This is a genomic window from Marinobacter sediminum (assembly GCF_023657445.1).
GTDB lineage: Bacteria > Pseudomonadota > Gammaproteobacteria > Pseudomonadales > Oleiphilaceae > Marinobacter > Marinobacter sediminum_A.
Genome location: NZ_JAGTWY010000001.1, coordinates 1496071 through 1508480 on the forward strand (window position 1 = coordinate 1496071; position 12410 = coordinate 1508480).

Consider the following 12410-nt stretch of genomic DNA (forward strand, 5'->3'; position numbering starts at 1 on the left):
ATAGCGTCTACTTAAGTTTCTGCTGCTTAAGTCGCCCTTTGCAACAGAAGATTCCGGATGTGGCCAATTGCCCTTGTGGGGTTAAGACCTTTCGGGCAGACGCTGACACAGTTCATGATGCCCCGGCACCGGAAGACACTGAACGGATCATCCAGATTGGCGAGACGCTCTGCCTGGGCTGTATCGCGACTGTCAGCCAGGAAGCGGTAAGCCTGAAGCAGACCGGCAGGTCCGATGAACTTGTCCGGATTCCACCAGAATGACGGGCACGACGTGGAGCAGCAGGCACAAAGAATACACTCGTACAGACCGTCCAGCTTTTCCCGATCCTCTGGTGACTGCAGGCGCTCAATTGCCGGAGCCGGGTTGTTGTTCACAAGGTACGGCATGACTTTTTCGTACTGCTTGTAGAACTGCCCCATATCGACAACAAGGTCGCGAATTACGGGCAACCCAGGCAGCGGGCGCAGAACGAGCTTGTCGCCCTTTACCACCTGGGAAACCGGCGTGATACAGGCCAGGCCATTTTTGCCATTCATGTTCATGCCATCAGAGCCACAAACGCCCTCACGACAGGAACGGCGATAGGAAACGGAAGGATCCCTTTCCTTCATCAGATTCAGAACGTCAAGAACCATAAGGTCCTTGCCCGCCGGAAGCTCGACATCAACGTCCTGCATATAAGGGGCGTTATCGGTTTCCGGGTTATAACGGTAAAGGCTTACCAACATATCTGCGTCCCCCTTAGTATGTCCGAATCTTCGGCTGGAACGTGTCGACCGTCTTCGGCGCGAAGTTTACATCGCGCTTGCCGATACGCTTGTCCAGCGGGAAATAAAGAGAGTGCTTCAGCCAGTTTTCGTCATCACGCTCGGTGAAATCGTTACGGGCATGAGCGCCACGGCTCTCTTTACGCTCGAAAGCTGCAATCGCAGTCGCCAGCGCAACCTCATAGAGGTTGTCCAGCTCCAGAGCTTCAATGCGCGCAGTGTTAAACGCACTGCTCGTGTCAGCAAGCTTGGTGTTGCGAACACGCTCACCGATTGCTTCCAGCTTCTTCAGGCCCTCTTCCATGCTCTTACCGTCACGGAAAACACCGAAGTAGAGCTGCATGCAATTCTGAAGGTCTTTACGAACTTCAGCAACGCTTTCACCCTCGGAAGCGCCGTCCAGACGATCAAGACGCGCCATGGCACGCTTGATATCTTCCTCACTGGCACCGTCAACTTCGAAACCGCCACGAAGCTGCTCTTCGATGTGAAGGCCAGCCGCACGACCAAATACCACCAGGTCGAGAAGGGAATTACCACCAAGCCGGTTGGCACCGTGAACAGACACACAGGCTGCTTCACCGCAGGCAAACAGACCCGGAATCGGCTTATCGTTGCCATTTTCATCCTGAGTCAGGGCCTGACCGCCAACGTTGGTCGGAACGCCGCCCATCATATAGTGACAGGTCGGAACAACCGGAACTGGCTCTTTGACCGGATCAACGTGGGCAAACGTACGGGAAAGCTCACAGATGCCAGGCAGACGCAGGTTCAGGGTTTCTTCACCCAGATGATCCAGCTTCAGTAGAACGTGATCCTTGTCCGGGCCACAACCACGGCCTTCCAGAATCTCTACAACCATCGCTCGGGCGACAACGTCACGGCCCGCCAGGTCTTTTGCGTTCGGAGCGTAACGCTCCATGAAACGCTCACCTTCAGCGTTGATCAGGTAACCGCCCTCACCCCGACAACCTTCGGTTACCAGCGTACCGGCGCCGTAAATCCCGGTCGGGTGGAACTGCCACATTTCCATGTCCTGCATCGGGAAACCAGCGCGCAGCGCCATGCCGATACCGTCACCGGTGTTGATCAGGGCATTCGTTGTCGAAGCGTAAATACGACCAGCACCACCGGTTGCCAATACAGTCGCCTTACACTTGATGTAAGCCACTTCACCGGTTTCAATTTCAATCGCTACAACACCAACAACCTCGTCTTTGCTGTTCTTGACCAGATCGACCGCATACCACTCGTTCAGGAACGTGGTACCACCCTTGAGGTTTGCCTGATAAAGGGTGTGAAGAAGTGCATGGCCCGTTCGGTCAGCCGCGGCACAGGTGCGCGCTGCCTGAGTCGGATTATCCGGACCCTTGGACTGCCCGCCGAATGGGCGCTGATAGATCCGACCCTGTTCGGTACGAGAGAACGGCAGCCCCATGTGCTCAAGCTCAAAAACAGCCTGAGGACCAACGGAACACATGTACTCAACAGCGTCCTGATCGGCGATATAGTCCGACCCCTTGACGGTGTCATACATGTGCCAGCGCCAGTCATCGTTGGGATCGGCACTTGCAATGGCGCAGGTGATTCCGCCCTGAGCAGATACCGTATGCGAACGGGTCGGAAATACTTTCGTGATACACGCCGTGTTGACGCCGGATTCGGTCAGCTGCAGGGCCGCCCGCATACCGGCACCGCCCCCACCGATAACAATCGCGTCGAAAGACATGGTCTTGATGTTAGACATCGATTAAAGCCCCCAAAGAATCTGAATACCCCAGACCACGTAAACGAACATGGTCAGACCGCAAGCTGCCTGCACAAAGAACCTGGGACCCATGGCCTTGATGTAATCAGTAGTTACCGTCCAGAGACCCACCCAAGCGTGCGCGCCAATCGAAAGAAGCGCCATCAGGGTGAAAATACGGAACCAGGTTTGGTCAAACAACGCAGACCATGCCTCATAATTGACATCAGTGGTCAACATGAAACCGAGCAGGAAAATAGTATACAAAGCAAGTACGTAAGCCGTTACCCGCTGGATCAACCAGTCAAAAACTCCACTGCGACCCAGGTTCGTGACGCTGTTTACCATACCCAGACTCCTGCCAGAACGATGAGAATGACGGAAACCACAATCGTGATCTTCGCGGCGAGACGGCCGCTCTCAAGCTCTTCCCCAATGCCCATATCCATGAGCAGGTGCTTGATACCTGCAACCAGGTGGTACAGCAGAGCAGACAAGATGCCCCAGATAATCAGCTTGGCAAGGAAGCTGTCCAGCAGTTCACTCACACGACTGAAGCCTTCTTCCCCCGACAGGGAAAGCTGAAGCCCGTAAAGCATGAAGGCAACACCAATGAAGATGATGATGCCGCTAACACGATGCAATATGGACGTAATGGCTGGCAGCGGAAAATGAAACTTGCCGAGATCGAGATTTACTGGTCGTTTGCTATTCACAGCGCTCTCACACTCTCTTTTGGTTCCGCAGCACGGCAAGGCCGGTTGCGGATGGTTGGTATGTAAGGATCAGCGTGCTGATACGAAACCTGCACACGATTGGCTCAGGAGGAAGGATAAAACCTGTCCGCACTGGCCGCCACAAGACGCCAGGGCATGGTATATCCCCGATTCCGGGCTACGGATTATAAGGAGTACCCCTCGTAATTACAAACCGGCAACACGGTTCGGCCCGCGAATATCAGGGGGTTAAGGCGTCTATAAGGATTATTGACAAAAGCAATTTTGGCTCGGATGCAGCGTTATTCGGGATATCCCTGATTTACAAGTTGATTGAAAAACGGAGTTTTCCCAACTCTTTCATTGACAAAAAAAGCGAACGCCCTATATTTTGCCGCCAGTTTTGCGATAATACGCGCCTTCTAGCGTATCTATAAATGTAGATAAAGCTGTCAAAGCTGATAAACAGGAGAGCACCATGACCGACAGGAAAGCCACGCTCTCGGTGGGTGATAAGTCCATTGAGTTACCGGTTTATTCCGGCACCGTCGGCCCTGACGTTATCGACGTACGAGGCCTAGTTCAGGAAGGCGTCTTCACTTACGATCCGGGATTCGTATCCACCGCAGCCTGCGAATCGGCCATCACCTATATTGACGGTGCAAACGGCGTTCTTCTGCATCGCGGCTACCCTATTGAACAGCTTGCCGAACACTCGGATTATCTGGAAGTCTGCTATCTCCTCCTGAAAGGCGAGTTGCCGACCAAGGAAGAAAACAAGCGCTTCCACGACACAATCAAAAACCACACCATGCTGCACGACCAGATGCGCAACTTCTTCCAGGGGTTCCGCCGAGATGCTCACCCCATGGCCATCATGTGTGGTGTTGTGGGCGCTCTGTCTGCCTTCTACCACGACCAGATGGACGTGACCGATGAGCATCAGCGCGATATTACCGCGCACCGCCTGATCGCCAAGATGCCCACCATTGCCGCCTGGTGCTACAAGTACAGCATTGGCCAGCCGTTCGTGTACCCTCGGAACGACCTCTCCCATTCAGAAAACTTCCTGCAGATGATGTTTGGAGTTCCGTGCGAAGAGTATAAACCGAACCCGGTTCTGGCGAAGGCAATGGACAAGATTTTCATTCTGCACGCAGATCACGAGCAGAATGCGTCCACCTCGACAGTGCGCCTGGCCGGCTCCACCGGGGCTAACCCATACGCATGTATCGCGTCCGGTATTGCTGCGCTCTGGGGACCTGCACACGGTGGTGCGAACGAGGCGGTTCTGGATATGCTGGCTGAAATCGGCGACGAGTCCAACATTGAGAAATTCATCGCCAAAGCCAAAGACAAAGATGACCCGTTCCGCCTGATGGGCTTTGGTCATCGCGTCTACAAGAACTTCGATCCGCGCGCCAAAGTGATGGCCGAGACCGCACACGAAGTTTTGACCGAGCTGGGCCTGGAAAACGATCCATTGCTCAAAATCGCACAGCGTCTGGAAAAGATCGCCCTCGAAGACGAGTACTTCGTAAAGCGCAAGCTTTACCCGAACGTGGATTTCTACTCCGGCCTGATCCTGAAGGCCATCGGTATCCCGACCTCCATGTTCACCGTTATTTTCGCGCTGTCGCGGACTATCGGCTGGTTCTCGCACTGGAACGAGATGGTCAGCGGCGACTACCGCATCGGTCGTCCACGCCAGCTATACACTGGCCCGGAGTCCCGGGACTATCCCGAAAAATAAGTCCGGCACACCGGATATGCAATTCAAAGGCCGCTGATTCAGCGGCCTTTTTTTATTCCTACCCGCCCCATTCTTCTATGCTAAGTTAAGCCGACAAAAAACATGAGAGGAGAAGGCAATGACTACAGCAGCATTTATTGGATTGGGCGTAATGGGGTATCCAATGGCCGGCCATCTCGCTGGGGCCGGACTCACGGTCAGAGTCTGGAACCGGACTACCGCCAAATCAGAGCAGTGGGCGAAAAAATATTCCGGGACCGTCTGCGCCACTATTGCTGAAGCTGTGAAAGGTGCAGATATCGTCCTGACCTGTGTAGGCGCTGACACGGACCTGAAGGCGGTCTACGAAGGCGACGAAGGCATTCTAGCCAACGCCGCTAAAGACGCCGTTCTGGTCGACCACACCACAGCGTCCGCAGGCATTGCCGAGTATCTCGCTGAATCCGCCCGCCGCAACGGGATGGGTTTTGTCGATGCGCCGGTCTCCGGGGGCCAGCAGGGTGCTGAGAACGGCAAACTGACCATCATGTGCGGAGGCTCCGAAGAAGCCTATGCGAAAGCCCAGCCTGTCATGGAGCACTATGCCCGCGCCCTAAACCTCATGGGGCCTGCCGGTAGCGGCCAGAAAACCAAAATGGTCAACCAGATTGCCATTGCAGGGCTGGTACAGGGTCTGTCGGAGGCGCTTCATTTTGCCGAACAGGCGGAACTGGATGTCGCAAAAGTGGTGGATGTCATTTCCAAAGGCGCAGCGCAATCCTGGCAGATGGAAAACCGCTCCGGCACCATGATTGCCGGGGAGTTTGAACACGGCTTTGCGGTCGACTGGATGCGGAAAGATCTTGGGATTTGTCTTGAGGAGGCGCGCAAGGTCAATGCCTCGCTGCCCGTGACGGCCCTGGTGGATCAGTTCTATGCAGACGTGCAGTCGATGGGCGGAAAACGCTGGGATACTTCGTCTCTGATACAGCGGCTCAGGAAATTCCGGTAAGTATCTGAAAGCGGGGCCAGATCACAACATTCATCTGGCCCCCTTTTCGACCGAATTACTTCTTCTTATCCTGCGGCTGCCATTTCCCGTTCACGTACCAGGCCGACCAACCGGTTGCCTTGCCATCCTTTTCAGACATCACGTACTGCTCCTTGGACTTCCGGCTATAGCGAATAACCGTAGGATTCCCTTCGGGATCGGTCTCCGGAGCATCCATCAAGTAGTCGTGTTTAGGATCGATTTCCTTCCGGTGGGGCTTGATCTCTTTCACCAGTGGTGGCCGGGTCTCCCGGTTCTTGGGGAACTTACTGGCCGCCAGAAACAGACCTGACGCGCCGTCACGGAGAACGTACGTGTCATCCACTTTTTGGCACTGCAGTTCCGGCATTGGAACCGGATCCATTTTGGGTGGCGCTGGCTCACCGCTTTTCAGCAACTTACGGGTATTTTTGCATTCCGCATTGGTGCAACCAAAGTACTTGCCAAAACGTCCGGTTTTGAGCTGCATCTCAGAGCCACACTTGTCGCATTCAAGCGTAGGCCCGTCATATCCCTTGATCCGGAATGTGCCCTTCTCTACCTCATAGCCCGAGCAGTCAGGGTTATTTCCGCACACATGCAGCTTCCGGGTCTCATCGATCAGATAACTGTCCATGGCCGTACCGCACTTTGAACAACGGCGCTTTTTCCGCAGCAGCCGCGTTTCACCCTCACCTTCCACGTCATCATCCGCGCTGACCACTTCATCACCGGAAACAAGGTTGACCGTTGTCTTGCAGCGCTCCTTGGGTGGCAACGAATAACCCGAACAACCCAAAAATACTCCTGTGCTCGCAACACGAATCTGCATGTTACGACCACAGCTCGGGCAAGGAATATCGGTCTCGGTGGGCGTGTTTGCCCTCATGCCACCTTCATCGGTGCTTTCCGCGGTTTCCAGCTGCTGACGAAACTTACCGTAGAAGTCGTTAAGGACCGTCTTCCATTGCACGTCACCCTCAGCGATCTCGTCCAGCTCGTCTTCCATCTTGGCGGTAAAATCGAAATCCATCAGATTCGGGAAGGATTCGGATAACCGCTCGGTGACAATTTCGCCCATTTTTTCGGCGTAGAAGCGACGGTTCTGCAGTCGCACGTACCCGCGATCCTGAATGGTGGAAATAATGGAAGCGTAGGTGGATGGCCGCCCGATACCCTGTTTCTCAAGTTCCTTAACGAGACTGGCTTCCGTGTAACGGGGCGCCGGCTTGGTGAAGTGCTGGCTCGGATCCAGCTTCTTCAGAGCCAGGATTTCATCAACCTGAATATCGGGCAGTGCCACGTCTTCATCTTTCTTGGCGGCCTGGGGCGCCGCCTTGAGGAAACCTTCGAATTTGATGATGCGGCCGCGGGTACGCAATTCATAGTCGCTGTTCGCAACCACGATGGATGTGCTCAGGAACTCGGCATCGGACATCTGGCAGGCCATAAATTGCCGCCAGATCAGATCGTAGAGCTTCTCCGCGTCCTTCTCCAGGCCGCTAATATCTTCTGGACGCCGGCCAACTTCCGTCGGACGAATTGCCTCGTGGGCCTCCTGTGCCCCTTCCTTGCTGCCATACACTCGCGGCTTTTCGGGCAAGTAGCGATCACCGAACTGCTTCTTGATAAACTCACGGCAGCTGGCGACAGCATCCTGACTCAGGTTGGTAGAGTCCGTACGCATGTAGGTAATGAAACCCGCCTCATAGAGACGCTGAGCCAGCATCATGGTCTTCTTGACGCTAAAGCCCATCCGGTTACTCGCAGCCTGTTGCAGCGTAGAGGTAATAAAAGGTGCAGACGGACGGGACTTTGTCGGCTTGTCTTCCCGCTTTGATACTCGAAACGTGCCGGCCTTGAGGCGATCTACGTGCTCCGTGCTCTGCTTTTCATTAACCGGCCGGTAGGGTTTGTCATCGTACCGCGTCACCTCGAACCGGACAGGCTGTTCGGCCTGCTTGGAGGCAAGATCTGCATGCAGTTGCCAGAACTCCTCCGGAATAAATTTCCGGATCTCCCGCTCACGTTCGACGATCAGACGCACTGCGACGGATTGAACGCGGCCAGCGGACAGACCACGAGCCAGTTTTGCCCATAACAGCGGTGACACCATGTAACCGACTACACGGTCCAGAAAACGCCGGGCCTGCTGCGCATTGACGCGGTTGTTGTCGAGGTTACCCGGATCCTTGAAGGCCTCCTGGATGGCACGCTTGGTTATCTCGTTGAACACGACCCGGCGATATTTGTCAGGCTCGCCGCCAATGGTCTGCTGAAGGTGCCAGGCAATCGCTTCCCCCTCGCGATCCAAATCCGTCGCGAGATAGATATGATCAGCCGATTTAGCCAGACGTTTGAGCTCGCTGACTACTTTTTCCTTGCCCGGAAGGATCTCGTAGCGGGCATCCCAGTTTTGATCCGGGTCTACCCCCATGCGGGCCACCAACTGCTCCCGGGATTTACGCTTTTTATGGACCGCTTTCTCGTCAGGGCTCATCTTGCGAGTGAGCGCGGCTTGCCTGGCACGCTCCTTCGGATCTGTCTGGGACCCACTGCCACTCACGGGAAGATCACGGATGTGCCCGACACTAGACTTCACGATGAAGTCAGAGCCCAGGTATTTGTTGATGGTCTTCGCTTTCGCTGGTGACTCGACAATTACGAGACTTTTACCCATATCGGAGATCTGTATCCTTGGCGATAAATCGGTCAACAAGTCAGCAAACCGTAAAGTCGCTGTAAAATCAGGCGGCTAGAAAACACAAAAACGCCGCCATTGTGTATAGGCTCACTGTTTTACAGGGTCAAGAATAGCAAGACAACCCATTCTTTGGTTTCCGCCGTGCTTTTTTCACATTCATGAGACTGCAAAAAGCCGTCCTGAAACAGAGAGGCCCGGCATAATGCCGGGCCTCTCTAGACAACATCACTAATTCCTTTCAGGGAATCAGAGACGCTCCCATACGGTCGCAATGCCCTGGCCAAGACCGATACACATGGTGGAAACACCAAGTTTACCGCCGTTAGCCTGCATTACGTTCAGCAGGGTTGTGGAGATACGTGCACCGGAGCAGCCCAGCGGATGCCCAAGGGCAATCGCACCACCGTTCAGGTTCACTTTCTCTTCCATCACACCCAGCAGTTTCAGGTCTTTCAGAACCGGCAAAGACTGACCCGCAAACGCTTCGTTCAGTTCCCAGAAGTCGATATCTTCAACTTTAAGACCTGCGCGCTTCAGGGCTTTCTTGGTCGCCGGGACCGGGCCATAGCCCATGATGGCGGGATCACAGCCGGCAACAGCCATGCTGCGAATCCTGGCAATCGGCTTGAGGCCAAGGGCTTCGGCACGCTCTGCAGACATCAGTACCATCGCAGCCGCACCGTCAGTCAGCTGAGAAGATGTACCGGCAGTCACTGTGCCATTTTTCGGATCGAAGGCCGGACGCAACTGACCCAGAGACTCAGCAGTGGTCTCGGGACGAATCGTTTCATCCTCTTCGATCAGCACCTTGAAGCCATTCTCGTCATGACCTTCGATGGGCACGATTTCGTTCTTGAAACGCCCCTCAACCGTCGCCTCGTGAGCCAGACGATGGGAACGGGCACCAAACTCGTCCTGCTGCTCACGGGTTATACCATGCATCTTGGCCAGCATTTCTGCAGTCAGGCCCATCATATTGGATGCCTTGGCAGAGTACTTGGATGCTGCAGGGTTGTGGTCGAAGCCTTCGGTCATGGGTACATGGCCCATGTGCTCAACACCACCAACCATGAACATATCGCCATTACCAGTCTGGATAGCCTGGGCAGCAGTATGGATGGCAGACATGGCAGAACCACACAGACGGTTTACAGTCTGGGCTGCAGACTCATGAGGGATACGGGTCAGCAGGGAAATCTGCCGCGCCACGTTGAAACCCTGCTCCTTGGTCTGGTTTACACAGCCCCAGATCACATCTTCAACTTCTTTCGGGTCGAGCTTCGGGTTGCGCTCGAACAGTGCTTCGATCAGCGCAGCCGACAGGGCCTCTGCGCGGACGTTACGGAAGCAACCATTCTTGGCACGACCCATCGGAGTCCGCACGCAATCGACGACGACAACGTCTCTCGGATTAAGGCTCATAGATCTTTCTCCGTTCGGAAATCTCGTTCAGGGTTAGCCAAAGAACTTTTTGCCAGTCCTGGCCATTTCACGCAGCTTCTCGGTCGGGTGGTACAGGGGACCAAGATCTGCATACTTGTCTGCCAGCTCGACGAACGCGTCTACACCCATGTCGTCGATATAGCGAAGGGCACCACCACGGAACGGCGGGAAGCCGATACCGAAGATCAGGCCCATATCCGCATCTGCCGGATCCTCAACGATGTCATCTTCCAGACAGCGTACAGTTTCCAGGCACAGCGGGATCATCATCCGGGCAATGATGTCTTCTTCATCAAAGTCCTTCTTACCCTGAACAACAGGCTCAATCAGCTTGTAGGTTTCTTCGTCTACAACCTTCTTGGGCTTGCCCTTTTTGTCGGTTTCGTACTTGTAGAAACCCTTGTCGTTCTTCTGACCGTAACGGTTGTTCTCGAACATCACGTCGATAGCGGACTTGTTTTCGTCCTTCATTCGGTCCGGGAAGCCTTCGGCCATCACCTCGTTAGCATGCTTGGCCGTATCCATACCCACTACGTCCAGCAGATATGCCGGGCCCATGGGCCAGCCAAACTTTTCCATAACCTTGTCGACTTTCTGGAAGTCCGCACCATCACGAACCAGGCCAGCAAAGCCGCCAAAGTAAGGGAACAGTACGCGGTTAACCAGGAAGCCCGGGCAGTCGTTAACGACAATCGGGGTCTTGCCCATAGCCTTGGCATAGGCAACGGTGGTCGCAACTGCACGATCGCTGGTCTTCTCGCCACGAATAACCTCAACCAGAGGCATCATGTGAACCGGGTTGAAGAAGTGCATGCCGCAGAAGTTCTCAGGGCGCTTCAGGTTCTTCGCCAGAAGGTTGATGGAAATCGTGGAGGTATTGGAGGTCAGGATCGCGTCTTCACGAACCGCATCTTCGGTTTCGCGCAGAACGGCGTCTTTTACCTTCGGGTTCTCGACAACAGCCTCAACCACCAGGTCGACGTTCTTGAAGTCGCCGTAGTTAAGAGTCGGAGTGATGCTGTTGAGCACGTCCGCCATCTTACCGGCATCCATTTTGCCCTTGGAAACGCGCTTGGTCAGAAGCTTCTTCGCCTCTTCCAGTCCGAGCTTGATGCCGTCCTGGTTAATGTCCTTCATGATGATCGGCGTGCCTTTCAGCGCGGACTGAAACGCCACACCGCCACCCATGATGCCTGCGCCCAGCACTGCGGCCAGGTTGACGTCATTGGCTTCTTTCTCCCACGCCTTGGCCTTCTTCTTCAATTCCTGATCATTCAGGAACAGGCCTACCAGGCAGGCTGCAACGTTGGTCTTGGCCATCTTGGCAAAGCCCTTGGCTTCTACTTCGATTGCCTTGTCGCGGGTCATGCCAGCGTGCTTCTGCATCACCTTGATGGCTTCTACCGGAGCCGGGTAATTCTTACCGGCCTTGCCAGCAACGAAAGCCTTGGAAATCTCGAAGGCCATCATGCTTTCCATAGAATTCAGCTTGATCTTGCCCTTCTTTTCTTCACGACGGGCCTGATTGTCCAGCTTCCCCTCGTTGCACTGGTCAATAATGGCAACAGCCGCCTCGACCAACTTATCGGATTCCACTACAGCATCAACTGCGCCCACTTTCAGGGCTGCATCGGCACGGTTCTCAGTGCCACCGCTGATCCACTCAACGGCATTATCAACACCTACCAGACGAGAAAGACGCACGGTTCCGCCAAACCCGGGGAAAATGCCCAGTTTGACTTCCGGCAGACCAACCTTTGCCTTCGGGTCAATGACGCGGTAATCGGTGGCGAGGCACATCTCGAACCCACCACCCAGCGCCATGCCATTGATGGCAGTAACCGTCGGGAACGGGAGGTCTTCAATATCGTTGAAAACTTCGTTTGCCCTGAGGTTATTGGCTACCAGATCCTCTTCCGGGCCGGCAAACAGCTCGGTGAACTCTGTAATATCGGCACCAACAATAAAGCTGTCCTTGGAGCTGGTTACCACCAGTCCCTTCAGGTTCTTCTTCGTTTTCAGTGCGTCAGTCGCGGCGCGGAGCTCTTCAATAGTGAGACGGTTGAACTTGTTGACGGACTCGCCCTGCAAGTCGAAGTTCAACTGAGCGATCCCGCCTTCGATCTCTTTAACCGTGATGGCTTTACCTTCGTAAATCATCAACTGATCTCCAGTCTGTGTTTAGAACTGCTTCCAGCCACCCTAGCCGCGCTTTTACTAATGCGACTGAAGTAGCTGTTTGTGCAGCGAGATTTCGGTCACTGCCCG

The 12410-nt window shown here is 54.6% G+C and carries 9 protein-coding genes; 2 read left to right on the plus strand and 7 right to left on the minus strand.

Annotation, left to right across the window (positions count from 1 at the left end):
• Nucleotides 1–26: 26 nt before the first annotated feature.
• The 4 genes from KFJ24_RS07110 to sdhC are packed head-to-tail and all read right to left on the minus strand — an operon-like array spanning nucleotide 27 to nucleotide 3233.
• Nucleotides 27–731: a succinate dehydrogenase iron-sulfur subunit gene (locus KFJ24_RS07110; RefSeq protein ID WP_250830373.1), complete on the minus strand. Its 705-nt coding sequence runs from the start codon at nucleotides 729–731 to the stop codon at nucleotides 27–29.
• Between the two features lie 13 nt (nucleotides 732–744).
• Nucleotides 745–2517 (minus strand): succinate dehydrogenase flavoprotein subunit, encoded by a 1773-nt coding sequence (gene sdhA / locus KFJ24_RS07115; protein ID WP_250830375.1) that lies wholly within the window; start codon nucleotides 2515–2517, stop codon nucleotides 745–747.
• A 3-nt stretch (nucleotides 2518–2520) separates the two neighbouring features.
• Nucleotides 2521–2865, minus strand: coding sequence for a succinate dehydrogenase, hydrophobic membrane anchor protein (gene sdhD / locus KFJ24_RS07120; RefSeq protein ID WP_250830376.1), 345 nt, complete (start codon nucleotides 2863–2865; stop codon nucleotides 2521–2523).
• Nucleotides 2859–3233: a succinate dehydrogenase, cytochrome b556 subunit gene (gene sdhC, locus KFJ24_RS07125; RefSeq protein ID WP_250830377.1), complete on the minus strand. Its 375-nt coding sequence runs from the start codon at nucleotides 3231–3233 to the stop codon at nucleotides 2859–2861. The genes sdhD and sdhC overlap by 7 nt, the downstream gene beginning before the upstream one ends.
• A 478-nt stretch (nucleotides 3234–3711) precedes the next feature.
• Between sdhC and gltA the strand changes: the two genes are divergently transcribed.
• Together gltA and KFJ24_RS07135 are read left to right on the plus strand one after the other, a co-directional pair.
• Nucleotides 3712–4986: a citrate synthase gene (gltA, locus tag KFJ24_RS07130; RefSeq protein WP_250830378.1), complete on the plus strand. Its 1275-nt coding sequence runs from the start codon at nucleotides 3712–3714 to the stop codon at nucleotides 4984–4986.
• A 118-nt stretch (nucleotides 4987–5104) separates the two neighbouring features.
• On the plus strand, nucleotides 5105–5977 hold the full coding sequence (locus KFJ24_RS07135; protein ID WP_250830379.1) for an NAD(P)-dependent oxidoreductase: 873 nt from the start codon (nucleotides 5105–5107) through the stop codon (nucleotides 5975–5977).
• 55 nt (nucleotides 5978–6032) lie between these two features.
• Here the strand turns inward: KFJ24_RS07135 and topA are convergent, their stop codons facing one another.
• From topA to fadB, 3 genes are all read right to left on the minus strand, one after another.
• Nucleotides 6033–8675, minus strand: coding sequence for a type I DNA topoisomerase (topA, locus tag KFJ24_RS07140; protein WP_250830380.1), 2643 nt, complete (start codon nucleotides 8673–8675; stop codon nucleotides 6033–6035).
• A gap of 270 nt (nucleotides 8676–8945) precedes the next feature.
• Nucleotides 8946–10121: an acetyl-CoA C-acyltransferase FadA gene (fadA, locus tag KFJ24_RS07145; RefSeq protein WP_250830381.1), complete on the minus strand. Its 1176-nt coding sequence runs from the start codon at nucleotides 10119–10121 to the stop codon at nucleotides 8946–8948.
• Nucleotides 10122–10154: 33 nt separating this feature from the next.
• A complete protein-coding gene (fadB, locus tag KFJ24_RS07150) occupies nucleotides 10155–12302 on the minus strand; it encodes a fatty acid oxidation complex subunit alpha FadB (RefSeq protein WP_250830382.1) in 2148 nt (715 codons plus the stop codon).
• Nucleotides 12303–12410: the final 108 nt, after the last annotated feature.